This window comes from Arsenicibacter sp. R0_47 (assembly GCF_057652235.1).
The window spans coordinates 21,305-48,037 of the sequence record NZ_JBYFCJ010000042.1; the positions used below are offsets into that span (position 1 = coordinate 21,305).

Sequence of the window (26,733 nt, forward strand, 5' to 3'; positions counted from 1 at the left end):
TTATGAAAACGCTGTCTCCGACTTACAAACCAGCCCTGCGTTGGAACAGCCTGACCCGGTTTTACGACCAAATCATGGCCCTGACTATGCGGGAAGACCTTTTCCGAATGCTGTTGCTTGACCCAATACGGGATCAAAAGCCGCATTACGTACTGGATGTCGGTTGCGGTACGGGGACACAAGCTCTGCTGTTGCATCGGCTCTTTCCTGATGCCAGCGTTTTTGGTCTTGATGGTGACGAGACGGTTTTGGCAATAGCCAGGCAAAAACACGCCCACGCCGGGTGGCCCGTGACACTGGAACAGGGACTTTCGACGGCCCTCCCTTATCCCGATGGAAGCATGGACATTGTGACCTGTAGTTTATTGCTCCATCACTTGTCGGATACAGACAAAAAACAGTCAATCCGGGAGATGTGGCGGGTGCTGATACCGGGTGGCGCACTTGCCTTAGCGGATTGGGGGGAACCCGCCAACGATGCCATGCGGCTGCTGTTCTACGGGCTTCAACTCTTTGACGGTTTTGATACAACCAGGGCAAATGGACGCGGGCTTATACCAAATATGCTCTACGATGGTGGTTTTCGGCAGATTACTCAGACCGGACAAGTCAACACCCTTTTTGGAACAATGGCCTTGTACTATGCAGTCAAACCAACCTACATTAATCAAACGACAATACGATGAAAACCAAATCCCTGTTTTTTGCCCTGTTCGCCCTGCTGTTGGGCACGCCTTCGCTGTTGCTGGCCCAGTCAGCCAACTACAAAAATCCCATGAGCATCAATGCCAGTGGGCAGGTTAAAGACGGCACCGGCGCTACGGTTGGCACGGTTTCCAAAGACCGGATGATTATGGATGCTAAGGGCCAGAAAATCGCTTTCGTGGATGGGCAAGGCAACTTAGTAGATGCCAAAACGGGTAAAAAAATGGGTCGCATGGGGAAAGATGGCAAAACATACATGGATGCCAACGGCGACCTGATGTTCACCATTAAGGACAACGCCGATGAGACTTGCGACATCGTTGATGCGAACGGTAAAAAGATCGGTAACGTACACGACAGCTACAAAGGCTCGGCTTGTGCGTTGCATTGCTTTCAGGCTGGGCACACACATAAGCAATAAATCTGGATAATAAGGTCCCTTTTATACGGGCTGATTAGCTAACACATACTACGATTATGAGACAACGACACATCATCTGGGTACTGCTGCTTTTAGTTGGGTCAGTACAATTCAGTTTTGGGCATGGCGGCCACAAAAAGAAGAAAGCTCCCATAGACTCGGCCCGACACGATTCGGCCATGACCTCGGCCCGGCCGATGACTCACGCGGGTATGGCTACCGATAGTATGCACATGGACGAGGTGCAGGCAATGGCCCCCATGCCTGCCCCCTTAGCGGACTACCCAACCTATCACCCGATGGTTGTTCATGCGCCCATCATCCTGCTGTTGCTGGCCGCGCTGCTGCAACTGGTTGCCCTGATCAGACCATCCAGTCCGCTGAACTGGTTGACCTTCCTGGTTGCCCTTGGTGGAACGGCGGGGGCATACGTGGCTGGTACGTTTGTGCATCCGCATACGGATGGGTTGAGCGAGGCTGCTCAGGTAGCCTTAGAAACCCACGAAACCTATGCCGATTACACCCTCTGGCTGGGGCTGGCCGGTACGCTGCTGAAAGGCGTAACGCTCTGGCGACCGCTGAAGTGGCTGGAGGGCGTTACGGCAATTGCCCTCGTCGGGGCCGGTATTGCCGTAGGGCTGGCCGGGCATCAGGGCGGAGCATTGACGTACCAGTACGGTATTGGGCCGCGCGGGGCATACCTCGAACAGCATGAAGAAGGGGCTGCTGATGGAAATCGACACGAACACAAACATCCAGAGGAAGCTAAGTAAGTGAGAATGAATCGAACCTGGCATTTACGCATTCGCAAAACGCACCGCTACCTGGGGGTGTTCATTGGCATCCAGTTTCTGCTCTGGACGGTGGGCGGGCTGTATTTTAGCTGGTCGAATCTGGACGACATCCACGGTGACCACCTCAAACGCCCGGCTGTCGGATTGTCGGCTTCGATGTCGCTGGTTTCCCCGTCGGTTCCACTTCGGTCTTTGCAGCAAAAAGGTGTCGATTCTATCCTGAACATAGCCCTTATTGAGGTGCTGAACCAGCCTATCTACCAGCTAAACTACCGAATGCAACATGGCAATGGTCACGCGATGGCGCAGGTGCAGTTAGCTGACGCAGCGACGGGACAACTCCGGGGTGAACTGACGCAGGCGGAGGCTACTGCGTTAGCCAGACAACGCTTCGCGGGGCCATCTACCGTCGAGCGAGTCGAGTATCTGACAAGTACCAACGGCCACCACGAATACCGCGAAAAACCCCTGCCTGCCTACGCCATAACGTTTCGGCAACCGGCGCACGCGACGGTATATGTGGCGGCTCAGTTGGGCACCGTGCAGAGCGTTCGCACCGATCCCTGGCGAATATTCGACCTGTTGTGGATGCTGCACACGATGGACTACGAAGGCCGCGACGACATCAACAACGGCTTACTGCGGGCTTTCTCTATTCTGGGCCTGTTAACCATCACGTCAGGGTTCGCGCTCTATTTTGTTTCCTCGCCCCAACTCCGACGAAAGAAAGTTAATCGCCCTAAACCAATTACACTTCCGTCATGAATCGACAGGACTTTTTAAAGACACTTGGTTTGGGAGCCGTTGCGTCTGTTACCGGCTCATCGCTGCTGACGGGTTGCAATACCCACGATATGTCGGCCGTGAACATGACTCCGGGCATGGAAAACATGGGGCCGTCGGTAACCGAAATTCCATTCACGACACCCCTTCGGTTTCCTGAAACGATTACGAACACCGGTCAGTTAACGGCCAAATCGGTCATTGATGCCATTCTGCCTGGTAAAAATGCCCGAGTGCTGGGGTATCGGGGCGGTATGCTCGGGCCAACGATTCGGGTACAGAATGGCTCCGATGTTTCGTTACGCTTCACCAACAACTTAGACGAAGAATCGAATATCCACTGGCACGGGCTGCTGGTGCCTGCCGAGATGGACGGCCATCCGACTCAGTTAGTACAAGCGGGGGGGGCGTTCACCTATACGTTTCGGCTGAATCAGGCTGCCAACATGGCGTGGTATCACCCCCACCCCCATGAAAAAACCGGCAAACAGGCAAATCTGGGGCTTGCCGGCATGATTATCGTCGAGACCCCCGCCGAGCGCGCCCTAAACCTGCCATCGGGCAGTTACGAACTGCCTATGGTGATCCAGGACAAACGCTTAGACGGCAACGGTGCGCCTACTTATAATCCCAGTATAGACGATGTGATGATTGGCTACATGGGCGAAACTATCATCGTCAATGGTGTTGCTGGTGCCGTACAGACGGTATCGACCCGCATGTACCGGCTACGGGTGGTCAATGGCTCCAACGGGCGAATCTATAACCTGGCTCTGAGCAACAACGCCCCCTTCTGGATTATTGGCTCCGATGGTGGTCTGTTGACTGCCCCCGAACAGGTCACGGCTCTGTTGTTATCACCGGGCGAACGCGCCGATCTGCTGGTTGATTTTGGCAAAGTCGCCGTAGGAACCGACGTGTTTCTGAAAAGTAACTCCTTTACCGGGGCCACCTCGCAGGGCGGGCAGGCATTCAATATCCTCAAGTTTACGGTCAATAAAGCCGAAACCGACCCGTTTCAGATGCCCGCGACCCTCGGAACGGTTTTGCCCCTTTCAACGGCTTCAGCGACCAAAACCCGCCTGTTCGACATTGGGATTTCTATGGAAGGCATGAACGGCATGGCGATGCGCGGTATGCATACCATTGGCGGAAAAACGTACCTGAGCAGCCGGATTGACGAGTCGGTTAAACTCGGCGATACGGAAATCTGGGAGTTCGATAACAGCAAGGGCGACGAACCCCACCCCATGCACCTGCACGGAACGTTTTTCCAGGTGTTGAACCGGGTAGGTGGACGAAATGCGTTGAATGCCACCGAAAAGGGCTGGAAGGATACCGTTCTGGTTATGCCTGGTGAGCGGGTTCGCATTATCGCTCAGTTTACGAAGCCCGGCACATTCGTCTTCCACTGCCATAATCTCGAACACGAGGACGACGGCATGATGCTCAACTTCCGGGTTAGTTAACATCAAAAAAAAGTCACCTAAATCAATTTTAGTTTACCATTTTGTTTCACTTAATTTTTTAATACGGATGAAAACCAGTCGTTTCTCCGCCTTGCGGTTCGCTGTGGCGGCTTTGAGTCTCTCCCTTTTTTCGGCGGCTGCCTCGGCGCAGGACACTGCCCCCGCACTGACCGCCTACTACGGCGTAAAAGACGCACTTGTTGCTACTGATGCGGCCAAAGCCAAAGCGCAGGCAACCTCGCTGACCGCAGCCCTGAGCAAGGTCGAGGCTGCTAAACTCTCAGCCACCGATAAGAAAGCCTTAGCGATGGCCAAAACTCACGCTGCTGCCATCGGTAAATCAACCGATGTGGACGATCAGCGGGCGCAGTTCGAGATGCTCTCGACCAGCATGATTTCGCTGGCCAAAGCCACCAAACCCGCCAAGTCTTACGTGCAGTTCTGCCCGATGGCTGCCAACGGTAAAGGAGCCTCCTGGTTGAGCGACAAAAAAGAAGTTCGCAACCCGTATTATGGCGACAAGATGCTGAAGTGCGGTTCGGTGAAAGAAGTAATTTAAGGGATTGCGCCTGGCCATTTCTCAGGATGGCCGGGCGCAAAAATTTGTCTATAATGGCCATTCAGGAACTTCATATCAAAAACATGGTTTGCGACCGCTGCGTGCGGGCGGTTCGGCAGGAACTCGAACGACAGGGGTACGTGGTTCGCCATATCGAACTGGGCCGGGCGGCTGTGGAAGGAACCCTGATTGAGCTGGATGTGCTGGAGGAGGGATTAGCGGCATTGGGCTTTGAGCTGCTGACCGACCGGAACGCCCGAACCGTTAACCAGATTAAATCACTGATTATCGACCTTATTCAAAGCGGACAGATTGCGAAGTTGAATATTACCCTGTCTGATTATCTTTCCCAACAACTCGGTAAAGACTACGCCCACCTTAGCCATATTTTTTCGACCACCGAACACATCACTATTGAGCGGTTTTGGATCATGCAGCGCGTCGAACGGGCCAAAGAATTGTTGAGTTATCGGGAGTTGTCAATTAGTGAAATTGCCACGCAGTTAGGCTATAGCAGCTTATCCTATCTGTCCAATCAATTCAAACAGGTAACCGGCCTGACCCCCTCTACGTACCGCGACCTGAACGCACCCGACCGCAACCCGCTGGACTGGATATAGACGGTCGAAATGATCAGTTACGGACGCGGCCCGGTCAACTACTTGACCGGGCCGCGTTGTGTGGGTTCAGGAATCTTTCTTCATCTTCATTTTACTGTGATCCATTTTACTGTGGTCCATACCCTGCATCGAGCCAGATTTTTCATTCATCTTCATGGTACTATGGTCCATTTTTTTGGTCGCCTTAGCCTGTTTTTTGGCCGCTTTTGCGGGTTTCTGGGTTTGAGCGAACCCTCCGCCAACCAACAGCAGCGAGAACGTAAAGGCAATGATTGTCTTTTTCATGGCAAATTCGTTAAAAGAAATATGTTATTTCTACCTGTTTTGAACCTTACTCTGACGCGGTTGTTCAACGGTAGACTTGTAAAATTTTTGGATTAGCTCATTTCGCAAAAAACTGTAAAGACAGGCCAAAATTTTGTAGAACAAAAGCCGGTTCGTTTCCCCATTTTTGTTTGATGAACAGGGAGAGAGGAGACATAAATAGCAGCCTGACTACTATATTGGTTAAAGGACTGACCAGCAGCGGGTTGATACAACGTGTTCGGTACGAACTTTCGGAAGCCGGGTTTCGGGTCGTCGCCATTCGTCCGGGGAGGATTACAATAAAGAAGACGGGGTTGTGGCTCAAGCTGGAGCCTCTGCTTGGTATCTGGGGAGTTTTTCTGTTGGATGAGCGGGAGCAGCAGGTAATCGAACACGCCCAAAACGTATTAGTGAATAGTCTGGCCCAATGGTCACTACCGCTTCGGAGCCTCTTAAAACACCTCAGCGAACAGACCCGTTGCCCCTATGAACAGCTTAACGATTTATTTCTGGCGACCGAAGGGATGACGTTCGGTCGGTATGTCGTGCTACAACGCTTAGACAAGGCCATTGAACGGCTCACGTACTCCAACGCAACAATAGCTGAAGTAGCCCGGCAAACTGGCTATCAGGACGAAGCCCATCTAATCAGGCACTTAGATGCCGAGCGGGGCTTGCCACCCGCTCATTTTTTGGCCCTCCGGGATGCCCGAATGGGCCAGAAACCGCACAGGTTGGTTACTGCTCCCGTTGGGATGAACTAACGACCGACAGATTTTACAAGCACTGCCCGAAATTGTGTAATGCATCCGGGTTATGAATAGCAGACCTTTGTCTATAGTTCACCCGATAATTCGTGAAACAAATGGAAACGACAAAGCAATCTGAAATTCAGTTTAAAACAAACATCAAGTGTGGCAGCTGTATCGTTACTGTAACCCCATTTTTAGATAAAACGGTTGGTGCACAGCATTGGCAGGTCGATACGGCCAGCCCTAATAAAGTGCTGACGATACAGGCAGATGGAGTGTCAGCCGAGCAGATTCAACAGGCGGTTCAGCAGGCCGGTTACAAAGCTGAATTGTTAGGTTAATAACCTTTTGGTTAAAACCGGTTGGTGTCTGATAATAAACTGTATACCAACCGGCTTTAGCCAACGGATAGACGCATTCATTTCGGTTAAAATCCCAATTATTTTATAATAAACGGGCCTTAATCTTATAACTCAGCCCGTTCGATTTTGCACTATTTTTGTGCTAAATTAGTTTTCACATTAAACAGTCATTGGTGCGGACACTTAAAAACATAGGCTTGGTAAGTTGGGGACTCTGGCTAATGCTGGTACTCGGTGGCTTCCGGCCTGTTACTGGCCGTGCCTGTCCTACCCAATCCGCCGTTCCCTGCACCTGTTGCTGCTCGGCTGGTCATTCGACCAACGCCGAAAATAGGTCGGAATCTGCCGCGTCCTGTGCTTCCGAAGCCTGCTCGTCAACGGTGAACCCGGCTGATGTTTCGGTTCGGGTATCGGTGGCCCCCGCCCAGGACGTTCTCAATGATCAACCTTCGCTGGTACTGGTCTATCATCAGTGGCTCCGCTCTCTGCTGGCAGCCAGCCATGATGCAGGTATGCGCCCGTCGCACAGCTACGATTTCCCTCCCTTCGAGCGCGATGTGTTTCTGCGTCTGCGTACTCTGCTTATCTGAATTTATCGATTTTCTTGGTAACCCATTGACTGTGCGTGGCTTTATTGGGCCATTTCGCCAGTTACTGAGTTATTCTGTTATATACTGTTTGCTTACCGCTTAACCATTCTACCCCAATGATTGAGGGCTTAATTAAATTCTCCATACGCAACCGATTCATCGTCCTGCTGATTGCAGCCGGGCTGTTCGGCTGGGGCGTGTACTCCGTCAGAACGAGCAAGATTGACGCGATTCCCGACCTGTCGGAGAATCAGGTCATCGTCTTTACCGAATGGATGGGCCGCTCTCCGCAGCTCATCGAAGATCAGATTACCTACCCGTTAGTGACGAACCTTCAGGGACTGCCACAGGTGAAATATGTGCGTGGTACGTCCATGTTCGGCATGAGCTTCGTTTATGTCATTTTCAACGACGACACGGAGGTGTATTGGGCCAGAGAGCGGGTATTGGAACGGCTCAACTATGCGGCCCGGCTGCTGCCGGGGGGCGTTTCGCCGACGCTTGGCCCCGACGGTACGGGCGTGGGGCATATTCTCTGGTACACGCTCAATGCGCCCGCTATGGATCTCGGTGAGCAGCGGGCCGTACAGGACTGGTACGTCAAATTTGGGTTACAGAACGTGCCGGGCGTGGCCGAAATCGCGTCGTTTGGTGGCTTTCAGAAGCAGTACCAGGTGACGCTTGACCCCAACAAGCTGACTTACTACGGTCTGTCGGTACCGCAGGTCATCGGGGCTATCCGGGCCAACAACAACGAAGCCGGGGGCCGCAAGTTTGAACTCAGCGGTATAGGTTACATTATCAAGACGACGGGCTATCTGCAATCGGTCGAGCAGATTCAGAATATCCCGCTCAAGACGATCAGCAGCGTTCCCGTGCGCGTAGCCGACGTAGCGACGGTGCAGATGACGGGCGAAACCCGGCTGGGCATCTTCGACCTGAACGGGCAGGGTGAGGCCGTGGGCGGCATCGTGGTGATGCGCTACGGCGAGAACGCCGACGAGGTGATTGGCGACGTCAAGAAGAAAATGGAAGAGGTAGCTAAGGGACTACCCGAAGGCGTAACGTTCAACATCGTCTATGACCGTAGCGGGCTGATTCAGGAATCAGTTGCATCGATTCAGCACACGCTGATTGAAGAAATGATTGTCGTGTCGCTGGTAGTGATTCTGTTCCTGCTGCACTGGCGGTCGGCCATCAGCATCATTATTCAGATTCCGATCACCATCGCCACGAGCTTTATTCTGCTCAACGCCTTCGATATCTCCTCCAATATCATGTCCCTGACAGGCATCGCGCTGGCTATCGGGGTGATCGTCGATAACGGCATCATTATGGCCGAAAACGCCTATAAGAACTTAGCCACCCGGCAGGCTGAATTAATGGCAGAGCGCAATCAGCAACCGCCAACGACCCAGCCTGACAATACCGATCAGGGCAAACTGAACGGACAAAAGCACCGCCCCGCTACCCCTCAACCAACCGAGATCTATGGAAATGAACGCACCTAAAAAGCATTGGGAGACCATCTACCAAACTAAGCAAGCTGTCGAGGTTAGCTGGACCCAGGAAATACCAGTCACGTCGCTGGATTTCATTCGGCAGGCACAGTTGCCTAAGTCGGCCCGTATTATCGACATCGGCGGGGGCGACAGCAAGCTCGTTGATTTTCTGCTGGATGAAGGCTACGAAGACATCAGCGTCCTTGACATCAGCGAAGTAGCCCTCAACCGGGCTAAACAACGGTTGGGCGAACGGGGGGATCGGGTAGAATGGATTGTGAGTGACATCACAACTTACGCGCCGATTCAACCCTTCAACTTTTGGCATGATCGGGCGGCATTTCACTTCCTGACTACCGCCGAACAAATTAATCGGTATATGACCACGGCCCGTGTTGGTGTGTCTCCTAATGGCTACGTCACTATTGGCACATTCTCCGAAACAGGCCCGGAAAAATGCAGCGGTTTGCCCATTCGACGCTACAGTGAACAGACCCTCACTGACGAGCTGGCTCGCGGTTTCCGCAAACTTCGGTGCATTACTGAGGACCACATTACGCCCTTCGATACGAATCAGAACTTTCTGTTCTGCTCGTTTCAGCGAGTGCATCAAAACTGATTCAAAGACCATGTGGGAAAAGATAAAGAAAAGGTTCGGATTCGGGCCTAAAAACTACGTTGAAATCCCCGACGAGGAACGGCTGGCGATCATCGAGCGGTCGAGCATTCAGGTGTCGCGGGGGGTGTTCTATTCGACCATTATCATCATTACGTCGTTTCTGCCGGTGTTTCTGCTGACCGGGCAGGAAGGAAAGTTGTTTCACCCCCTGGCCTGGACCAAAACGTTTATCCTGCTGGTTGATGCGCTATTAGTGGTGACGCTGGCCCCGGTGATGCTATCGCTGTTCATGAAGGGCCGCTTCAAGGATGACCACGCTAACCCGATTAATCGCTTCTTAGAACGGGTGTATGAACCCATCATCCGGTGGGTGATGCGCTGGCGTAAGACGACGATTGGTATCAACCTGTTAGCCCTGGCTATTAGTATACCAATGCTGATGAGTCTGGGTTCGGAGTTTATGCCGCCGTTGGACGAACAAAGCATTCTGTTCATGCCGGTTACGCTACCCGACGTATCGAACGCCGAAGCTAAACGGATTTTGCAGGTGCAGGATAAGTTGATTAAGTCGGTGCCGGAAGTCGATAAGGTGTTGGGGAAAGCGGGGCGAGCATCGACAGCTACGGATAACTCACCCATCAGCATGATCGAGACCATTATCATGCTCAAACCCAAGTCCGAGTGGCGGGAAGGCATCACCAAGAAAGACCTCATCAACGAGCTGGATGCCAAACTTCAGATTCCGGGCGTGGTCAACGGCTGGACGCAGCCCATCATTAACCGAATCAATATGCTCTCTACAGGCATCCGTACCGACGTGGGCATCAAGGTACACGGACAGTCGCTCGACAGCATCTACGCCGTATCTGAGAAGGTCAAGGCGGCTTTGGAAGGTGTTTCGGGTGTAAAAGACCTCTACGTCGAACCCGTCACGGGCGGCAAATACCTGACCATTGATGCAAACCGGGAAGCCTTGGGTCGCTACGGACTGAGCGTGGAAAATGTGAACGGCGTGGTTGAATCGGCCATTGGCGGTTCTCCCATCGGGCAGACCATTGAAGGTCGTCGGCGGTTCTCGATTAATGTGCGGCTGGCGCAGGACTATCGCAACAGCGTTGAGCGCATCCGGCGAATTCCGATTGCTACGGCCTCGTTCGGTACCATCCCGCTCTCGGCGGTGGCCACGGTGAAGTTTGAAGATGGTCCCCCGATGATTACCTCCGACAATGCGCTGCTCAGGGGGGCGGTGATGTTCAACGTCCGCGACCGCGACCTGGGAGGAACGGTGCAGGAAGCCATCAATAAAGTAAGCAAAGAATTGAAACTGCCCAATGGTTATTTTCTGGAATGGAGCGGGCAGTACGAAAACCTGATTCGGGGTAAGCAAACGCTGATGATTATTGCCCCCGTGGTGCTGGTGATCATTTTTCTCTCGCTCTACCTCGCTTTTGGTTCGGCGCGGGAAGCGTTTCTGAGTTTGATTACGATTCCCTTCGCGCTGATCGGCGGGGCGTACATGGTCTATTTCTACGGGGTAAACCTGTCAGTGGCCGTGGCGGTTGGCTTTATCGCCCTATTCGGTATTGCGGTCGAAACGGGCGTGGTGATGGTGATCTACCTCAACGATGCCATGAAGCAACTTGTCGCAAAACGGGGTAATTCCCGCGACACCATCAGCCGCGACGAGTTGCGCGAATACGTTATCAACGGCGCGGCCAAACGGCTCCGACCTAAAATCATGACCGTATCGGTGGCCCTGTTTGGCTTAGTGCCGGTGCTGTGGGCATCGGGGGTGGGGAGCGATGTAATGTTGCCCATCGTGCTGCCCATGATTGGAGGGGTACTCACTTCCTCGACGCACATTCTGCTGGTGACTCCGCTGATTTTCTTACTGACGAAAGAATATGAACTTAAAAAATTTGGTAAACTGGATGTGCTGGAAGCTTCTCACTAACAGTCTGCTTGCCGCGTTGCTGGTAACGCAGGTTGGTTTGGGCCAGACGCGGCCCCAGCCAGTCCCGTCAGCCGTGCAGTCGCTGACGGGGACTGACCAGTACGTGCGGCCTTCGGCCGCTGCTCCATCCGGCCTGGTGCTGGCTTTAGACAGTGTGTTGGTTCGTATCGACCGAGACAACCCACTGCTTAAACCCTACAGCAGCCGGGCGGCAGCCGCCCGTGCCTATGCTGAAGGGTCTCGGAGTTGGATGGCTCCAATGGTAGGTGGCGGGGTTTTCATGGCCCCCTATCCAATGCAAATGGTCATGGATCAGCGGGATATGGGGTATGGTATGATTGCCATTGAACAGGATATTCCCAACCCCGTCAAACAACGGGCGAAGCAAGTATTTCAGCGGTCGAAAGCGGCTGTGGAAGAAGCTGGTCGCGGCATCACGCTCAACCGGCTCCGCTCCGATGCCAAAGGGCTTTACTTCGACTGGCTGGTGCTGGAAAAACGGCGGTCGGTGCTGGCCGAGAACCGGCAGATTCTGCAAACAATGAAAAAGCTGGCTGACATTCGTTACCCGTATCAGCAGGGCAGTCTGGGCAATATTTACAAAGCGGAAGGCCGACTGTATGAGCTTGACAACATGGTGACAATGACCGAGTCGGAGATCCAACGCAAACGCATTGGCCTGAACACGCTGATGAACCGCCCCCAAACGGAAGCGTTCGGGATTGACACCACCTACTGCCCCACCGAACCGCAGCCGGTTGTGCCATCGACGGAGGAAATCAGTCAGATCCGGTCAGATATTCTGCGCATGGATAAACAAATTCTGAGTATGCGGGCGGGTATTGAAGCGCAGCGGGCGCAGGCCCGGCCCGATTTCCGGGTTCGCTTCGACCATATGCAGCCCCTGGCTGGCACGAAGAGTATGATGCCAACCCAGATGACAATAATGGGGATGATCTCGATACCCGTTCTTCCCTGGGCCTCACGGATGTATAAGGCCGAAATCAAAGGCATGGAACAGGACATCGCGGCCATGCGCTACGAACGCGAAGGAATGCTTATTGAAACGCAGGGTATGGTGGCCCAGATGCTCACCGACATTCGGACGATGCGAACGCAGTTGGAGAATTATGAACGGCGGGTGATTCCAACAATTCGCAAGAACTACGATACCCAGCTAATTGCCTACGAGCAGAACAAAGGCGATCTGTTCGTGGTGATTGATGCTTGGGAAACACTGAACATGACCCAGATGGATTATCTGACGCGCCTACAGGAGTATTACCGCATGATTGTAAGTTATGAGCGAGAACTGGAGAAATAAGAACAGGCTGGGGCTGATGGCCTCCCTCGTCGGGCTTGTCCTGACTCTGTTGGCAGGCTGCCAGGCAGACAACGACAACAAAGAAGCAACGGCACCGGCCAACCCAAATACAGGGGTTCATAGCGGTCATACCCACGAGACCGCCGAGGAAGCTTACACCTGCCCCATGCACCCGCAGATTGTGCAGGGCAAACCCGGTTCGTGTCCCATTTGTGGCATGGATTTGGTGAAAAAAGTAACGGCCGGTGGCGACAGTCTGGCGATCAATGCCGACCTCAAAGCCCTGTTACAACCCACTAACTCGGTGGTGGTGGCCAATATTGCAACCGTGCAGCCCGAACAACGCACGGCAGCGGTATCCGTACAGGCTAACGGCATCATAACCTACGACACCCGGCGACTTTACACGATTCCAGCCCGGTTCGGCGGACGTGTCGAAAAGCTATACGTGCGCGTTAATTATCAGCCCATTCGCAAGGGCCAGAAACTACTGGAACTCTACAGCCCCGACATCGTCACGGCGCAACGTGAACTGCTCTATTTACTCGATGCGGATGCGGACAACGCTCCCCTGATTGCCGCAGCCAAACAAAAGCTTCGATTGCTTGGCGTAACCGACGGGCAGATTGATGAGCTGACCCGTACTCGTAAACCCAGTTATGCCTTGGCTGTGTACAGCCCTTATGATGGGTATGTCATCGAAGAATCGGCGGGTACACCGCCTTTGCCTGCTGCTGGCGGCATGGGTAGTGCCGGAGCCGGTAGCGGCATGGGGGGTGGAGAAGGTATGGGGGGCGGTATGTCAGACGGGGGAAGCTCTCCGGGTACGGATGAAATCACGTTTGCAACGCCAACCCCCGCGCCGGGGAGCGAGGGCGTTGTTGGCTCGTTGCTGCTACGCGAGGGGCAGTACGTCCAGACCGGGCAAACCTTGTTCCGGGTCGTAAACCCCAGCCGCCTGTGGGCCGAGTTCCGGCTCTACGCCCGCGATGCGGCTGGCATCAAACCCGGCGACGAGCTGACCATTGCCTTCGACCAGACGGGCGAGGCTCCGCGCCGGGCACGGGTCAGTTTTGTAGTGCCTTTTATTGAAGGAAACGGGCAGTTCGTTACCGTGCGGGCGTATCTGCCGGGGAGTAATTCGGTGCGGGTGGGCCAACTGGCCCGCGCTACGCTTCGGCGGTCGGGCGGGCCGGGGCTTTGGCTACCCGCTACGGCCATACTCGACTTAGGCAACGAGCAGGTCGCCTTTGTGCAACAAGAAGATGCGGCTAATACCTTCCGGCCCGTGCGGGTGCAGATCGGTCAGCAAACAGGTGGGTATGTTGCCATCACCAGCGGGCTGACGGGTGAGCAGGTCGTTGCCCGCAATGCCCAATTTTTAATCGACAGCGAAAGTTTTGTTAACGTAGCCACCACAAAATAGCCATGCTGAAACAAAAGAAATATGGTTGGGCCGGGCTGCGATCAGCCGGGCTGCGCTGGTCTTTCCTGCTGATGCTGGTGCTGAATGCCGCCTGCCAGTCGGGCGAAAAGACCGACAATGACCAGGCCGATTCCGCAGCGGTAGCCGCCAGCGACGACCATAGTGGCCATAATCACGGGCCGGACGGGGCGGAAAAAATTACGTACACCTGCCCCATGCACCCGCAAATTGTGCAGGACAAGCCCGGCTCCTGCCCCATTTGTGGCATGGATTTGGTGCCCGTGGCGAAGACCGGCGAAATAGCCACCGAGATTATGCTCAGCGAAAGCCAGATGCAGCTTGCCAACGTGATGGTTCAGCCGGTAGCATCGGGCAATATTGGCAACAGTACCGTACTGAACGCCCGGCTTGCCGCCGATCAGCAGCAAACGGATGTCATCAGCAGCCGGGTAGTGGGCCGAATCGAGCGGCTCTACGTGAAAGAGACGGGTCAGCCCATCCGCAAAGGGCAGGTATTATATGAAATATACAGCGAACCCCTGCTTACTCAGCAGCAGGAATACCTGTTAGCCCTTCGGCAGGCCGAAGAACTGAACGAGCCGCGCTATGAAGACTTCCGGCGGGCTGCCGAACAGAAACTTCGGCTGTATGGCATGACCGCTGAACAGATTACCGGGTTAGCCAAAACCCGGAACGTGCAACCGCGTATTCCATTTGTGGCACCGGCAGGTGGCACCGTTACGGAGATTGCCGCCAGTGAGGGGCAGTACGTGGGTGAAGGGGCGTTGCTGTATCGTTTGGCTAACCTGGGCCAGCTTTGGGTCGAAGCCGAGTTGTATGCGGGTGAAGCCCGGTTTGTGAAGGTTGGCGACCGGGTGCCCGTACAGGTGGTGGGCTATGAAACCAGTCCGACGATGAATGCGCGGGTGACGTTTATTAACCCCGAATACCGGGCCGGTAGTCAGGTACTGGTGATGCGGGCGGTAATGCCCAATCCAGGGGGGCGGTTCCAGCCCGGCCAGCAGGCACGGGTGTTGCTTCGGCACGGCGTACAGCGCGGGCTGACGCTGCCGGCCGATGCCGTGGTGCGGGCCGGACAGGGAGCGGTCGTGTTCGTGCAGACGGGTCAGGGACAGCCCGATGGGTCGGTTTTTCAGCCCCGCCGGGTACAGACCGGTACCGAAACGGATCAGCAGGTGTCCATTACCAACGGGCTAAATGGTGATGAACAGGTAGCAATGTCGGGGGCCTATCTGCTGTACAGCGAACTGATTCTTAAAAAGGGTATTAACCCCATTACTGCCGAAGTTGAAGAAGGTGTGAAATCGACCCCCACTCTGGAAAGCAACCCCACCGCACCAGCGGCCCGGTCCGTAGCCAATGCTGCCACTATTCCCAAAAGCCATAAAGCCCCGCACACCTTTATAAAGCAGTTGACAATTGTCTATGAAACTTCGCTGAAGTTGACCGAAGCCTTGATCGGCGCGAATTCGGAACAGGCCAAAACGCTGGCGGGAGGGGTCGGAAAAGCCTTAGCGGGTGTGGATATGATGTTGCTTTCGGGTGCAGCTCATACCGACTGGATGACCTACCTGAACACCATGAATGCTGCCTTAAAAGCCCTTAACATGACTACTGACCTGGAAAAGCAACGAACGGCTTATGCTCAGTTTGAAGAAGGATTGTACCGGAGTATCAAAGCGTTTGGCGTGACCGATAAACCCGTGTATCGTCAGTTCTGCCCAATGGCCCTGAATAACAAAGGCAGTTATTGGCTTAGCGACAAAAAGCCCATTCGCAACCCATACTTCGGCGATCAAATGTTGACCTGTGGCGAGACAAAGGAAGTTATCCCCTAATCGGGAACTATCATGAACTCCCAATTTAACCCCATTTGTACTCCATCACTATGCCTACTGACTTGCTCCCGGTGAAACCCGTGGCGGTGCATACCTCCTGGACGAAGCGCGTAAAACGTGTCCGTCAGCAATTCATTCAACTAAGTAGGCTTGTGCTGAGGAAAGGAGTCCGGGTAGGGTATCGTCTGGCGGGTTACCAGTTTCTGGATAAAGAGCAGACCGAAGCTTTCCTCCGACCCTATAGCTTAGTAACCTACCCGGCCAATGCGCTATGCATGGAGGAGGTCGTTGACCTGATTGATCCCTCCAAAGTCTATTACCCCCAGACTCAGACCGAAACTGAACCCGTTTCGGTCTGGCGGTACAAGACCCCTGCGGCAGGGGCCGAACTGCGCCCCTACGGCAGTGTGCTGACCGAGCGAAACATACCTTGTACGGACATCAATACCGACGATTTTTACCAAAACGTACTCCATCGGCAACGTCGGCAGTCGATAACCGTACAGACCGTGATCGCTCCCTGGAGCCACTATCTGGACGGTATTATTTGGGGTGGGTATTATGATTTTGTGTTTTTGGTAGCGGCAAAACTGGCCCGCATCAAGGGCGTGCTGCCCGAAGCGGTATTTCGTAATGCAACCGTAGCGTACCCCCAATTTGGAACTGCCTACGAGCGTGATTTCATGGCTTTACTGGGTGTTGAAGCACATCAACTTATTGATACGCGCAAAACCAGCGTACAATTCAGGGAGTGTATCGTAGCTAATGCCGGCCACTGGTTCTACCCGAATCTGGCGGATATAAACGCGCTCCGAACGTATATACTACCGCAGCTTCCGGCCCCCGACACGCGCAGAAAGCGCATCTATATCAGCCGGAACTGCCGACGCCGAATCACAAACGAAGCCGCGCTAATTCAGCTACTCAACCAGTATGAATTTCAGATTATTGACGATGTACCCCGTTCTGTTACGGAACAGGCGGCCATTTATCGGGATGCTGATTTCATTGTAGGGCCACATGGCGCGTCGTTCAGCAACCTGATCTGGTGCCAGCCAGGAACGCAACTGCTGGAGCTTTTCGCACCCACCTATTACCCCGACTTTTTTCGCTATTTAGCCAACGTACTTAGTATGCGGTATGCGGCTTATTTTCAGGGAGAAGCTCATCCCGGAAATTGGACGCGGGGCCTCGAAGACGATATAACGGTGTCTATCCCGGAGATAGAGCAGTGCCTGAAAAAAATGCTGGGTACGTAAGTACCCTGTCCACCACCAACTACCGTAACGAATGCAATCTCTTTCTACCCTTGCCCGCCGATTCTGGTACGTTCTGCTGGCTTTCTTTATACTGGCTATAGTTTTTTCCATTCGCGAAGCCTACACGCAGGATGAACACGGTGATCCGTATATTTTCTGGGCGGCTGGCCTGAAATTCATGGCCGACACCCCTTTATACGAGCCAATACCGGGTGCTCAGGAATACATCTATCCGCCCGTTGCAGCGTGGCTGTTTCAGCTACTGGCTATTTTCCCTTTTCCGGTTGCCACTGGGCTATTTACTTTTTTCAATTTTGCCGCTTGGCTGGGCCTAATCGGACTAACGTACCTGTTGTTGGTACATTTTTCCCCCAACCGCTTTACGCGAACCGCCCTGCTCATCGCCGTCATCGCCACAATCCGATACTATTGGCATAACATTATTTGGGTGAACGTCAACGAGGGGGTAGCCCTGCTGAGCGTTGGTGGGCTATATAGTTACGTGCGCGGACGGGAAAACCTGGGCCTGCTGCTGCTCACACTGGCTATGTGGGTTAAAGTGATGCCGATTTTGCTGGTCGTCGTTCTGCTGATTCGTCGTCCTGTTTCTACCTTATGGAAGGTCGGTGGCTACAGCCTGCTTTTTGCGTTGCTTGTCTTTCTGCAACGGGGCGTTGCGCAGGGCATTCAGGATTATCTCGATTACTGGTATGTTGTGTTCCGGCCATTCTTACTCGAAGGACGGGTATATACCGACTGGATTGCATTTGGCATTTCCGCTACGTTATCGAAACTGTTGACGGCCCATCCCGACATTAACGGCATTCGGTATCACATCGCGGAATGGCAGTTGGCCCTAGTGAATAAAATCAGTCTGATTGTTCGCCTTGCCCTGGTGGGCATCACGTACTATTTCGCCTGGAAAACCCGTCGGCAGGCGGCCCTTCCGGTACTGCTCCTAACGTACCTGACAATACTTCTTGTGGCCGGCGTGTCGTGGGAAGGCCATCATGTTACGCTCCTTCCCGTTGTAGCAGGATTGTATCAGTACCTGACCGAACTAAGCCTGTTCAGGCTGAGAAAAGTAATGACCGTCGTAAGCATCGCCGTTGGGCTGATGACCAGCGATCTGTTGGGAGGTCGTTTGTCTGACTACGTTCAGGGCTTCAGCCTGATTACCTATCTGGTCTTATTCTTATTTGGAGTTGCGGCTGTTGTCAATGCGCGGCTTATTCAAGCCCGGAACCATGTTAACCGGTAGTCATATCCCAGTAGTGCAATGAAAGAATGCTGTAAAACAGGTGATAAGCAGCCAACACCAAGCTGGCGAACGTACCTGAACTGGCTGCTTTACGCCGTAATCGCCGGTATGCTATTGCTGGCGGCCTGGAGTCAGTTCAGCTAACCGTTTACGGGTGGTCTCCTGCTTTTTACGTGTGAAGGTATCCCATGTAAAAGATTGCCAATAAACATATAAAACCACCGGATTATGAACGAATCAATAAACAACGCCAACCGTTCTGCCGGTCAATTTAGTTGTTGCTGGCAGGTAGAGCAGACAAGGGCGGGGTTGTACTCACCGGGTAATCTTCTTTACGTAACACTTGGTATCTCCGGTTTCATCCTGGACCGATTGAGTTGGCGTCGTGCGTTGGTTATGGGTGTATCGTTAGGCTGGGCCTGGTATGGGCTTCCTGACCTAACTGACCTCTGGTTTTGCGTAGCATACGTTATGCTGTCGATGCTGCTCTATCTCGGTTTGATAAGTAGTGTTTTGCCGCAGCATGGACTTCGCCTTAACTGGATTGGGGCGAAAGGCGAAGAAAAAGCGTTCAGAGCATTTGAGGGCCTGTTTGCATTTGCTTTTTTTCATAATGGCCTGGCATTAACGCATATCAGCCAGCAAACGGCGAGTACACTCCCTGCATTTCAGTCAATGGACTCCATAATTACGATTCTGGCGATAGTGTTGATTTTCACCGGTACGGCTGTGAAGATTTGGTCTGCGTTGGTGGTGGGCCTGCCGGTGTATTACTGGAAGTATATGTTTCTGGGCCGCGCCGTTGGCGGTTTTGTCGTCAGAGGCCCTTACCGGTATTTAGCCAATCCTATGTATGGAGTCGGACAGCTTCAGGTGTACGGAATTGCCTTGTACTACCACTCATTTTATGGCCTCCTCTTCGCGGCTCTTAATCAATTGTTGGTGTTTGGTTTTTACTACGTTGTCGAGCGTCCTTTTATGAAGCGAACGTTTGGCATCAGTGCTTTGTCAGTGAATTAGCTGATTTCAGGGCTTGAAGATTGAGTGTTTTCCGTACTAACTTGTCAATCAACACCCATATGCAACCGGTTTGCTTGCTTCCAGTCTCTGCGTGTTGGCCCCGCCTGTTTGGCCTGCTGATTCTGTTTGGGCAAGTCGTGCTGTCTTCCGTGCAGGCACAGCCACGTTCTTCGTTCTGGCGCAAACTGCATCCTGATTCGCTGACGAGCCGCCCGTTGCGCTTTGTGCCGCTACCCGTATTACAGTCGGGGCCGGAAATTGGCGTGAAAGGCGGCATCACTCTCGATTACTTTTACAACGCAGGGACGGGGCGAGCTGATAAACCCCGCTTTCACAGCCGGTACTGGCAACGGCTCGACTCGCTCAATCGACGTACCCGCGATTCATACGCCTTCGTTCATGTTCTTTACAGCACCCGTCGGCAACTGGCCGCAGAGGGTGTATGGAATACCTATGGCGCGGCTGAACGGTACGTAATGCGGGGGCGGGGCGGCTACGTTGATTTTTCGGAAGATTATTGGGGCGTAGGCAATCAAACCCTGAATGAGCGCGAGTTCTACGTGTTAAGTTATCAACGTTGGTACGTGCAACATCGGTTCTGGCGACGAGTAAAAGGGCGTTTTTTCGCGGGCCTCAGCTACTATTATTCTAACACGCAAAACGTGCAGTTGAGTCAGGGCCAGCCCCTGCACGAATCGTTGCCGGGCAGTCAGGGCAGTGTGGTGTCGGCCCTGGGGCCAACCCTATTGGCTGATTACCGGGATAACCCGTTCAGCCCGACGCGGGGCTGGTACGCTGAGTGGGCCTTTCAGATGTATAGCCACAAATTCGGTAGTCAGTTCGATTACACTGAACAGTCTGTTGATTTGCGCCGGTACGTACCGCTGAATGCGAAAAATATGGTTGGTCTGCAAGCCGTTGGGCAGTTCACAACGGGAACTATTCCGCTGCGGGAGTTGCCCAAACTGGGAGGGCCAACTATGTTACGCGGCTTTGTGCAGGGCCGGTATCTTGACCGGCAGCTTTGGTCGGCCCAGGCCGAGTACCGGCGTACCCTGAACCGTTTTCTGCTAGCAGCCGCTTTTGCTGCGTTGGGTGGTGTGGCCGAACACGTTACCGATTTTTCCCTTGCGACTACTCGTTACGCTGGCGGGGTAGGAATGCGTGTGCTACTGAATCGATAAAAGCAGGTTTACCTGCGTACCGATCTGGCTATCAATTCAAACAAGACGGTTAACCTGTATATACGTATGTTGGATGCATTTTGAAATCCTCATTATTCAGATGGTCTTAACACCATCTGAAAACTTTCGTTTTACAGAATATTATTTTACATAGTATTAATATTAAAATATATAATCATAACTTTACCACATCTAAAAAATAATATTTGCCATCTATGCTTTTTTTCCTAATTTGCTACAAAAAAAAATATACACAAAAATGATGAGATTCGTCGCCCTCACCCTCTTGTTGCTAACGCCGTTTCTTGCTCAGGCGCAGCAGCCCGTCAAGGATTATAAAGGCCATATTTTGACCAGTTCTGGTCAAATTCAACAAAATGGCATTACGGTAGGCACAGTATCAAAGGAAGGCATCATTCAGGATGCCAAAGGAAAAAAGATTGCCTTTCTGAAGGCTGACGGAACAATGGTTGATGCAAACGGCAAACTGTTGGGTCGCATGGCGAAAGATGGCATGAGCTTTTACAACGAAACCGGCGGACTCGTATTTACTCTAAAAGACAGGCCGGACGATACTTGCGACCTGATTGATGCCAAGGGGAACGTAGTAGGCAATGTTCACGACAGCCTGAAAGGTAGTGCTTGCGCCCTCCACTGCTTTCAGGCCGGGATGAAAAATAAGCCTGACCACAGTAAAATGAAGCATTGAGCTTTGCGGGTTTGCTGGGAGGAAGAATTTGCCATATGTATTCGCTAATTAACGTTGTCGAAGGCTACGTAGTAAAACTTAGTCTGCACCACGGCCGGTGGCAAACAGGTCGGCCTGTGTTTATGCAGGTCAACATTCAACAAAACAACGAAGCGGATACGGCAGAACTGGCGGATATAGTAGACGCACAGGTTACTATCACGTCCGAATATCTTGCTAAACCTTTTATACTTCTGCTGGAAGCTAGTGCCATGGGATTAGCCAAACTGTTTACGTTCCCGGAAGCAGGCACTTATCAGGCAAGGGTTCAATTTTCCCATCACCTCTCAGTCCTCACAACGGTCTTTACGCTACACGTTGAAGAGGGCAAAGATGCGGCAGACCCCGTCGGTTAATCAACAACTAATCACAATCAGCCTTATACGTGAGTAGGATCACCTTAAGGTCCTAATTCTTCCCATACATTTGCTACGTAACCAATCTACGGTCGTAGCCATGCGTAATGTTTTACTTATATCGCTCCTGTATTTAAGTTCGCCTGATTTGACACAGGCTCAATCGAATGCCAGTATGCCGGGCGGTTTATTTCGTTCGGCTGAAGATTTCAGACGGAATGAATTAATGCTGGCCGTTGACTGCCGGGCGCAAAAACATAAACTACGGCTGCACGAGTTCATCGGAAAGCCTTATGTGACGATCATTCATCAGAGGCAGTCGTATCAATACGCTAAAGATAGCCTGTATGGATTTCGCGATTGTGCCGGGCAGAGCTACCGGTTTGTGTCTGAGAACGACCACTACCCCATCCTCAATCCGGGCGAACCTATATTGATTTACAAACTGGTACGGCCACCCATAGCCAAACAGCCCGGATATACAAAACTATTTTTTAGCAAAGACGCAGGTGCTCCGCTCCAGGAGCTTACGGTTGAAACCCTGAAACGGGCTTTTCCGGAAAATCATGCCTATCACGACCGACTTGATGCTCAGTTCAGCAACGGTGGCGATTTATCGGTTTACGATCCCTTGCACCGTATGACGAAGATTAACTGGCTGCTTAAAGAAAGTCAATAAGCCGAGAGTTGTTTAGAATATTTCTAAAGAAGTTTGTTTGTTGCAGAATGGCATATACCTTTGCATAGTTTTGAATCAGTCTAAATAAAACTATGCAACTTCTTATACGTGCCCTAATCCTGTCAATTTTTCTTTTTACTGGAATGGCAGCGAGAGCCGACGACGGTAAACCATCGGGTGTGCTCCAGGGCTTTGTGCTGGACCCTAATGGTCAACGCGCTGAGGGGGTTACCGTAGCACTCAAAGGAACCATTCGCCAGGTAAGTACCAATCAGAAAGGCTTCTACCAGTTCACAAACCTTGTTCGGGGGCAGTATGTGCTGGTCGTATCGGGCGTGGGCCTGCAAACCAACGAGCAGACCGTCAACGTTACCGATGAGCAAATCACCAGCCTGACGATCACCATTCAGGAAAGCATACAGGAACTTCAGGAGGTCAAAGTCATTGCCGCCAGAGGATTACGTGAGCGGGAAGTTTTGCCCGAAGTGGGCCACAATGCCATTTTTGCCGGTAAGAAAACAGAAGTCATTAACCTGGGTGCGCTGGATGCTAACCTGATTACCAACAACAGTCGGCAGGTATTCAGCAAAACGCCGGGCGTGATGGTCTGGGAAAGCGAAGGGTCGGGTATGCAGGTGGGGGTGGCCGTGCGGGGGCTGAGTCCCAACCGCTCCTGGGAGTTTGACACCCGGCAGAATGGAGTGCAGATCAGTTCGGACCCCTTCGGGTATCCCGAAGCGTATTACAACCCACCCATGCAGGCCGTCGAGCGGATTGAACTGGTTCGGGGTGGAGCCTCGCTGCAATACGGCCCGCAATTCGGCGGTTTGCTCAATTACGTTTTGAAAGGTCCGGCAACCGACAAACCGATAGCCATCGAATCGCAGCAGTCGGTAGGCAGCTACGGGTTATTTTCTACCTATAACTCGTTGGGCGGCACGTCGGGGCGGTGGCAGTATTTTGGGTACGTAGACTACCGCCGGGCTGATGGCTGGCGTGAAAATAGCCGCTACAACATCTTCAACGGCTTTGTCTCGATCAGTTATTTAGTCACGAACCGGCTTAAGATCGGGGCCGAAATTTCGCGGGCTTCCAGCGTCAATCAGCAGCCGGGCGGCCTGACCGACGGCCAGTTCGCCCAGAATGCCCGGCAGAGTTCACGGGCACGCAACTGGTTCAACGTACCCTGGACGGTTCCCTCTGTTACGGTTGATTACACCATAAATGAGCGTACCCAGCTGAACCTGAAAGTACATGGCCTGTTTAGCGAGCGGAATCAGATCGGCTTTGTCAATGCCATCACCAATCCCGACGTACCCACTGCGGGCGGTCAGTTGGCAAACCGGACTATCGACCGCGATACGTATCAGAACTGGGGAAGCGAGCTGCGGCTGATTAGTCAGTATAACGCGCTTGGTCGGCGACACGTTCTCTCGGCGGGGGTGAAATATTTTAACGGCTACACCGACCGCCGACAGCAGGGTAAAGGCGATGTCGGCTCGGACTTCAACCTGAGACTGGTGGATGCCGCCTTTCCCCGTGCGCTCAACCTGCGGACGACGAACGTAGCCGCGTTTGCCGAAAACCTGTTCCGGTTGACCGACCGCTGGACGCTGACACCGGGCATCCGGGTTGAACTACTTGATAACAGCGTATCAGGACGTTACAGTTTTGCAGCCAACGAAACCGAAAACCAGATCAGCCAACAACGCAGCCGATCATTTGCCCTGCTGGGTGTGGGAACGGAGTACAAACTGGCCCATTTTGCTACGTTCTACGGAAACTATTCGCAGGCGTATCGTCCGGTGCTGTTCGGCGACCTGACACCCGCTGCCCTGACCGATTTTGTGATTGATCCGAATCTGCGGGATGCGCGGGGCTACACGATTGATGCCGGTTTGCGGGGCGCGTACCGTAAATTCCTGACCTACGACCTGGGCGTTTATTATTTGAACTACGCCAATCGCATTGGCACCCTGACCCGCCTGAATGAAGCCAACCGCCCCTACCAATTCCGGACGAATTTGGGTCGGAGCGTAAGTAAGGGCGTAGAAGCCTATGTCGAAATTGATCCGATAGTAGCATTGGCGGGCCGCTCAAAAGTGGGGTACATAAGTTTGTTTACCTCACTGGGTTTTACGGATGCCCGCTACCTGGATTTGCCTACGGCAACCGTCACGAACGGTCAACTCGTAGAAGGGAACCTACAGCGTAAATTTGTGGAGAACGCCCCGCAATTTATTGGCCGTTTTGGCTTGAACTATACCTACCGCACCTTTACGCTCACAGCCCTGCTAAACCGGGTGGGCAAAGCGTACAGCGATGCCAATAATACTGAAAACGCCACTGCCAATGCCCAAACGGGGCCAATTCCGGCGTATCAGGTAATAGACGTATCGACCTCGCTTCGGAGGAAGCGATATCTGTTTAAAGCAGGGGTTAATAACTTAACGGATGAACGCTACTTTACCCGGCGGGCTGGGGGGTATCCGGGGCCGGGTATTCTGCCCGCCGACGCACGTAATTTTTACGTGACCGTCGGCATTAAGTTGTAATGACTGTAACTCGGAGAAACATGAGTCATCCCGAATTTTGAGTCCATAAGTGGGTGAAGGCAATTCGGATCCGATAAAGCGGTGCTGAGGCTTCTCGGCACCGCTTTGCCGTTCGGTGGCAACCCAATCGTAAGAGTAGTTGCTGCCAGTGACTAAGTTCAGCCCGTAGTAAGGAGAGTAAAAAGGCGTATAACAAAGCCACGATCATCATTAACTTAAGGCGGTTTTCCCAGAACCATAAGCGAGGAGATTCTAAGGCCAACTCCGATTTGGTATAGCGGAAGGAGGTCTCAATCTGCCAACGACGGGCATAGGCAAAGACCAGTTGCCAAGCCGACTCCACCGAGTTAATGGCTTCGTTGGTCAGCAAATACCAAGGGGTACGACCCTTGCCAGGGCGAGATACAATCAAATACAGAGGCACATCTGGATAAGCGGGATGCCTTACTGGCTGATAGATAATACCTGTTTTTCGAGTACACTTGTGGACGGCATCATAGACTAACCGATGATCAACGGAGCGTTTGCCACGGGTTATTTCCCACGTCTTTATCAATTCTCCCGCCTGATTGAGTAAGCGGTATTGGGTTTGCCATCGAATCAGACCTTTCAGATTGGCCGTCAATAGCTTTCCTAATCAAGCTTGGGAGGCATAGCCCCGATCAAAGATATGGAAGACAGTCTGACCAAAACGATGGGTTAGTTCCGTCAAGATATCACTGAGCACATCTGCCCCTTGACGAGCATGTTCACCCCGTCTAGTCCACCACGCAAACTCATACAGGCAGGGGGCTCCGCTGGCCCCTGCCAATAAAATACCTACCCATTCCAGACCGGGCACACAAACCGGTTTGCCGTCAGGTGGATTGAAATAGCCGGGTCGAATACGTTTGAGTCGGCGGGCTTTACTACTGCGAACAGCCCCCAGATCTTCACTGGCCAGTGTCTCTGGTTTCTCCATCACACTTTCATCCCAGAGCACCAATACGCGTTGGCCTTGCTGATGAAGTTGCTCATAAAACGTCTGGGCTTTGGCACGAATGCTTGTCTGGATCAGGGTATGACTCCAATGAGGACTTCTGAGTAGGTTAGAGATTCGTTTAGTGCCTGCTGGAGCTTGACGGGCAGAGAGCAGATGTTCGCCTAGTTCGCTCAATAGCAGTCCCTGATTTCGATGCCGAAAGCGCAGTAAGGTAATCAGAAGTTGGCTAAAGGTGCGCACTAACCGCACATCTATCAAAGTGGTTAACTCCTCCAGGATACTGTGGGTAAACTGGGTTAAGCGCTGTTGATAAAAAAGGCCCACGGATTGTGGCCATTCTTGTTCAGAATTGGTTTGTTTTGCAGCAGTATTCATTAGAAAACCTCCTGTTTTGTAGTTTGGCGACCACAAAGTTCAGGAGGTTTTCGCTTGTTTAGTCAGACCCTAAAATTCGGGATGACTCATGTTTTTTTGTGGTAACTTTAACAAGCCTACAAGACCGTTCGTCACTTCTGATGGTTAAACGAAAACTCTACTATGCAAACACTTTACATCAAAAATATGGTTTGCTGAGGTGGGTCGGTTTAGCCGGACACTTGTGATTGAGAGTTGTGATTGAAATTAGCTTGATAATACTGCTTTTC

The 26,733-nt window shown here is 52.7% G+C and carries 28 protein-coding genes; 25 read left to right on the forward strand and 3 right to left on the reverse strand.

The genetic code is table 11. The annotated features are described in order from the left end of the window. Positions 1 to 2: 2 nt before the first annotated feature. From AC23NW_RS33390 to AC23NW_RS33420, 7 genes are all read left to right on the forward strand, one after another. Entirely contained in the window at positions 3 to 686 is a 684-nt protein-coding gene (locus AC23NW_RS33390; protein ID WP_012931291.1) for a class I SAM-dependent methyltransferase, read from the forward strand. Further along, positions 683 to 1,126, forward strand: a complete 444-nt coding sequence (locus AC23NW_RS33395) for an LURP-one-related/scramblase family protein (protein WP_012931292.1) — start codon at positions 683 to 685, stop codon at positions 1,124 to 1,126. Before AC23NW_RS33390 ends, AC23NW_RS33395 begins: the two co-directional genes overlap by 4 nt. Before the next feature lie 56 nt (positions 1,127 to 1,182). Continuing rightward, positions 1,183 to 1,899, forward strand: a complete 717-nt coding sequence (locus AC23NW_RS33400; protein ID WP_012931293.1) for a DUF2231 domain-containing protein — start codon at positions 1,183 to 1,185, stop codon at positions 1,897 to 1,899. Between the two features lie 6 nt (positions 1,900 to 1,905). Next, on the forward strand, positions 1,906 to 2,685 hold the full coding sequence (locus AC23NW_RS33405; RefSeq protein ID WP_138507210.1) for a hypothetical protein: 780 nt from the start codon (positions 1,906 to 1,908) through the stop codon (positions 2,683 to 2,685). Beyond that, on the forward strand, positions 2,682 to 4,172 hold the full coding sequence (locus AC23NW_RS33410) for a multicopper oxidase family protein (RefSeq protein ID WP_138507209.1): 1,491 nt from the start codon (positions 2,682 to 2,684) through the stop codon (positions 4,170 to 4,172). Before AC23NW_RS33405 ends, AC23NW_RS33410 begins: the two co-directional genes overlap by 4 nt. Positions 4,173 to 4,239: 67 nt before the next feature. After that, positions 4,240 to 4,731: a DUF3347 domain-containing protein gene (locus AC23NW_RS33415; protein WP_138507208.1), complete on the forward strand. Its 492-nt coding sequence runs from the start codon at positions 4,240 to 4,242 to the stop codon at positions 4,729 to 4,731. A gap of 53 nt (positions 4,732 to 4,784) precedes the next feature. Beyond that, complete coding sequence (locus AC23NW_RS33420; RefSeq protein WP_487454989.1) at positions 4,785 to 5,351, forward strand: helix-turn-helix domain-containing protein; 567 nt, start codon at positions 4,785 to 4,787, stop codon at positions 5,349 to 5,351. A 66-nt stretch (positions 5,352 to 5,417) separates the two neighbouring features. Here the strand turns inward: AC23NW_RS33420 and AC23NW_RS33425 are convergent, their stop codons facing one another. Beyond that, positions 5,418 to 5,636: a hypothetical protein gene (locus tag AC23NW_RS33425; RefSeq protein WP_138507206.1), complete on the reverse strand. Its 219-nt coding sequence runs from the start codon at positions 5,634 to 5,636 to the stop codon at positions 5,418 to 5,420. A gap of 245 nt (positions 5,637 to 5,881) precedes the next feature. Here AC23NW_RS33425 and AC23NW_RS33430 point away from each other — a divergent pair, with 245 nt between their 5' ends. The 18 genes from AC23NW_RS33430 (at position 5,882) to AC23NW_RS33515 (ending at position 25,107) form a co-directional block, all read left to right on the forward strand. After that, entirely contained in the window at positions 5,882 to 6,421 is a 540-nt protein-coding gene (locus AC23NW_RS33430; RefSeq protein ID WP_293690896.1) for a helix-turn-helix domain-containing protein, read from the forward strand. Positions 6,422 to 6,522: 101 nt separating this feature from the next. Beyond that, complete coding sequence (locus AC23NW_RS33435; RefSeq protein WP_138507205.1) at positions 6,523 to 6,750, forward strand: heavy-metal-associated domain-containing protein; 228 nt, start codon at positions 6,523 to 6,525, stop codon at positions 6,748 to 6,750. Positions 6,751 to 6,992: 242 nt separating this feature from the next. Continuing rightward, positions 6,993 to 7,361: a hypothetical protein gene (locus AC23NW_RS33440; RefSeq protein ID WP_487454990.1), complete on the forward strand. Its 369-nt coding sequence runs from the start codon at positions 6,993 to 6,995 to the stop codon at positions 7,359 to 7,361. Positions 7,362 to 7,477: 116 nt separating this feature from the next. Beyond that, on the forward strand, positions 7,478 to 8,872 hold the full coding sequence (locus tag AC23NW_RS33445) for an efflux RND transporter permease subunit (protein ID WP_246082386.1): 1,395 nt from the start codon (positions 7,478 to 7,480) through the stop codon (positions 8,870 to 8,872). Beyond that, the gene (locus AC23NW_RS33450) at positions 8,859 to 9,482 is read left to right on the forward strand and encodes a class I SAM-dependent methyltransferase (protein WP_487454991.1); all 624 of its coding nucleotides are present in this window, start codon (positions 8,859 to 8,861) and stop codon (positions 9,480 to 9,482) included. Before AC23NW_RS33445 ends, AC23NW_RS33450 begins: the two co-directional genes overlap by 14 nt. Positions 9,483 to 9,492: 10 nt before the next feature. Then, positions 9,493 to 11,436, forward strand: coding sequence for an efflux RND transporter permease subunit (locus tag AC23NW_RS33455; protein ID WP_487454992.1), 1,944 nt, complete (start codon positions 9,493 to 9,495; stop codon positions 11,434 to 11,436). After that, positions 11,387 to 12,760: a TolC family protein gene (locus AC23NW_RS33460; protein WP_487454993.1), complete on the forward strand. Its 1,374-nt coding sequence runs from the start codon at positions 11,387 to 11,389 to the stop codon at positions 12,758 to 12,760. The genes AC23NW_RS33455 and AC23NW_RS33460 overlap by 50 nt, the downstream gene beginning before the upstream one ends. Further along, the gene (locus AC23NW_RS33465) at positions 12,738 to 14,186 is read left to right on the forward strand and encodes a heavy metal-binding domain-containing protein (protein WP_171044961.1); all 1,449 of its coding nucleotides are present in this window, start codon (positions 12,738 to 12,740) and stop codon (positions 14,184 to 14,186) included. The genes AC23NW_RS33460 and AC23NW_RS33465 overlap by 23 nt, the downstream gene beginning before the upstream one ends. A 2-nt stretch (positions 14,187 to 14,188) precedes the next feature. Further along, complete coding sequence (locus tag AC23NW_RS33470) at positions 14,189 to 16,045, forward strand: efflux RND transporter periplasmic adaptor subunit (RefSeq protein ID WP_138507200.1); 1,857 nt, start codon at positions 14,189 to 14,191, stop codon at positions 16,043 to 16,045. Between the two features lie 50 nt (positions 16,046 to 16,095). Then, positions 16,096 to 17,304, forward strand: coding sequence for a glycosyltransferase family 61 protein (locus AC23NW_RS33475; RefSeq protein ID WP_138507199.1), 1,209 nt, complete (start codon positions 16,096 to 16,098; stop codon positions 17,302 to 17,304). Between the two features lie 31 nt (positions 17,305 to 17,335). Beyond that, complete coding sequence (locus AC23NW_RS33480) at positions 17,336 to 18,565, forward strand: glycosyltransferase family 87 protein (RefSeq protein WP_138507198.1); 1,230 nt, start codon at positions 17,336 to 17,338, stop codon at positions 18,563 to 18,565. 18 nt (positions 18,566 to 18,583) lie between these two features. Beyond that, positions 18,584 to 18,709, forward strand: coding sequence for a hypothetical protein (locus AC23NW_RS33485; RefSeq protein WP_262709547.1), 126 nt, complete (start codon positions 18,584 to 18,586; stop codon positions 18,707 to 18,709). Between the two features lie 84 nt (positions 18,710 to 18,793). Then, on the forward strand, positions 18,794 to 19,585 hold the full coding sequence (locus AC23NW_RS33490) for a PEMT/PEM2 family methyltransferase (RefSeq protein WP_138507197.1): 792 nt from the start codon (positions 18,794 to 18,796) through the stop codon (positions 19,583 to 19,585). Between the two features lie 59 nt (positions 19,586 to 19,644). Beyond that, positions 19,645 to 20,769: a BamA/TamA family outer membrane protein gene (locus AC23NW_RS33495; RefSeq protein ID WP_293871839.1), complete on the forward strand. Its 1,125-nt coding sequence runs from the start codon at positions 19,645 to 19,647 to the stop codon at positions 20,767 to 20,769. Positions 20,770 to 21,028: 259 nt separating this feature from the next. Beyond that, entirely contained in the window at positions 21,029 to 21,478 is a 450-nt protein-coding gene (locus AC23NW_RS33500; protein ID WP_099077268.1) for a 5-fold beta-flower protein, read from the forward strand. A gap of 35 nt (positions 21,479 to 21,513) precedes the next feature. Continuing rightward, positions 21,514 to 21,873: a hypothetical protein gene (locus tag AC23NW_RS33505; RefSeq protein ID WP_143874721.1), complete on the forward strand. Its 360-nt coding sequence runs from the start codon at positions 21,514 to 21,516 to the stop codon at positions 21,871 to 21,873. Positions 21,874 to 21,973: 100 nt separating this feature from the next. Beyond that, positions 21,974 to 22,552: a hypothetical protein gene (locus AC23NW_RS33510; RefSeq protein WP_138507195.1), complete on the forward strand. Its 579-nt coding sequence runs from the start codon at positions 21,974 to 21,976 to the stop codon at positions 22,550 to 22,552. A gap of 143 nt (positions 22,553 to 22,695) precedes the next feature. Further along, entirely contained in the window at positions 22,696 to 25,107 is a 2,412-nt protein-coding gene (locus AC23NW_RS33515) for a TonB-dependent receptor domain-containing protein (RefSeq protein WP_487454994.1), read from the forward strand. A 25-nt stretch (positions 25,108 to 25,132) separates the two neighbouring features. Here AC23NW_RS33515 and AC23NW_RS33520 read toward each other — a convergent pair whose 3' ends face one another. Together AC23NW_RS33520 and AC23NW_RS33525 are read right to left on the reverse strand one after the other, a co-directional pair. Then, the gene (locus AC23NW_RS33520) at positions 25,133 to 25,732 is read right to left on the reverse strand and encodes a hypothetical protein (protein WP_218964889.1); all 600 of its coding nucleotides are present in this window, start codon (positions 25,730 to 25,732) and stop codon (positions 25,133 to 25,135) included. A gap of 12 nt (positions 25,733 to 25,744) precedes the next feature. Continuing rightward, a complete protein-coding gene (locus AC23NW_RS33525) occupies positions 25,745 to 26,464 on the reverse strand; it encodes a hypothetical protein (RefSeq protein ID WP_218964890.1) in 720 nt (239 codons plus the stop codon). Positions 26,465 to 26,733 lie beyond the last annotated feature (269 nt).

Excerpts from the sequence above, each read along its gene's own strand:
- AC23NW_RS33390 (WP_012931291.1), top strand. The coding sequence starts at position 3 with ATGAAAACGCTGTCTCCGACTTACAAACCAGCCCTGCGTTGGAACAGC.
- AC23NW_RS33395 (WP_012931292.1), top strand. The coding sequence starts at position 683 with ATGAAAACCAAATCCCTGTTTTTTGCCCTGTTCGCCCTGCTGTTGGGC.
- AC23NW_RS33400 (WP_012931293.1), top strand. The coding sequence starts at position 1,183 with ATGAGACAACGACACATCATCTGGGTACTGCTGCTTTTAGTTGGGTCA.
- AC23NW_RS33405 (WP_138507210.1), top strand. The coding sequence starts at position 1,906 with ATGAATCGAACCTGGCATTTACGCATTCGCAAAACGCACCGCTACCTG.
- AC23NW_RS33410 (WP_138507209.1), top strand. The coding sequence starts at position 2,682 with ATGAATCGACAGGACTTTTTAAAGACACTTGGTTTGGGAGCCGTTGCG.
- AC23NW_RS33415 (WP_138507208.1), top strand. The coding sequence starts at position 4,240 with ATGAAAACCAGTCGTTTCTCCGCCTTGCGGTTCGCTGTGGCGGCTTTG.
- AC23NW_RS33420 (WP_487454989.1), top strand. The coding sequence starts at position 4,785 with ATGGCCATTCAGGAACTTCATATCAAAAACATGGTTTGCGACCGCTGC.
- AC23NW_RS33425 (WP_138507206.1), bottom strand. The coding sequence starts at position 5,636 with ATGAAAAAGACAATCATTGCCTTTACGTTCTCGCTGCTGTTGGTTGGC.
- AC23NW_RS33435 (WP_138507205.1), top strand. The coding sequence starts at position 6,523 with ATGGAAACGACAAAGCAATCTGAAATTCAGTTTAAAACAAACATCAAG.
- AC23NW_RS33440 (WP_487454990.1), top strand. The coding sequence starts at position 6,993 with ATGCTGGTACTCGGTGGCTTCCGGCCTGTTACTGGCCGTGCCTGTCCT.
- AC23NW_RS33445 (WP_246082386.1), top strand. The coding sequence starts at position 7,478 with ATGATTGAGGGCTTAATTAAATTCTCCATACGCAACCGATTCATCGTC.
- AC23NW_RS33450 (WP_487454991.1), top strand. The coding sequence starts at position 8,859 with ATGAACGCACCTAAAAAGCATTGGGAGACCATCTACCAAACTAAGCAA.
- AC23NW_RS33455 (WP_487454992.1), top strand. The coding sequence starts at position 9,493 with ATGTGGGAAAAGATAAAGAAAAGGTTCGGATTCGGGCCTAAAAACTAC.
- AC23NW_RS33460 (WP_487454993.1), top strand. The coding sequence starts at position 11,387 with ATGAACTTAAAAAATTTGGTAAACTGGATGTGCTGGAAGCTTCTCACT.
- AC23NW_RS33465 (WP_171044961.1), top strand. The coding sequence starts at position 12,738 with ATGAGCGAGAACTGGAGAAATAAGAACAGGCTGGGGCTGATGGCCTCC.
- AC23NW_RS33470 (WP_138507200.1), top strand. The coding sequence starts at position 14,189 with ATGCTGAAACAAAAGAAATATGGTTGGGCCGGGCTGCGATCAGCCGGG.
- AC23NW_RS33475 (WP_138507199.1), top strand. The coding sequence starts at position 16,096 with ATGCCTACTGACTTGCTCCCGGTGAAACCCGTGGCGGTGCATACCTCC.
- AC23NW_RS33480 (WP_138507198.1), top strand. The coding sequence starts at position 17,336 with ATGCAATCTCTTTCTACCCTTGCCCGCCGATTCTGGTACGTTCTGCTG.
- AC23NW_RS33485 (WP_262709547.1), top strand. The coding sequence starts at position 18,584 with ATGAAAGAATGCTGTAAAACAGGTGATAAGCAGCCAACACCAAGCTGG.
- AC23NW_RS33490 (WP_138507197.1), top strand. The coding sequence starts at position 18,794 with ATGAACGAATCAATAAACAACGCCAACCGTTCTGCCGGTCAATTTAGT.
- AC23NW_RS33495 (WP_293871839.1), top strand. The coding sequence starts at position 19,645 with ATGCAACCGGTTTGCTTGCTTCCAGTCTCTGCGTGTTGGCCCCGCCTG.
- AC23NW_RS33500 (WP_099077268.1), top strand. The coding sequence starts at position 21,029 with ATGATGAGATTCGTCGCCCTCACCCTCTTGTTGCTAACGCCGTTTCTT.
- AC23NW_RS33505 (WP_143874721.1), top strand. The coding sequence starts at position 21,514 with ATGTATTCGCTAATTAACGTTGTCGAAGGCTACGTAGTAAAACTTAGT.
- AC23NW_RS33510 (WP_138507195.1), top strand. The coding sequence starts at position 21,974 with ATGCGTAATGTTTTACTTATATCGCTCCTGTATTTAAGTTCGCCTGAT.
- AC23NW_RS33515 (WP_487454994.1), top strand. The coding sequence starts at position 22,696 with ATGGCAGCGAGAGCCGACGACGGTAAACCATCGGGTGTGCTCCAGGGC.
- AC23NW_RS33525 (WP_218964890.1), bottom strand. The coding sequence starts at position 26,464 with ATGAATACTGCTGCAAAACAAACCAATTCTGAACAAGAATGGCCACAA.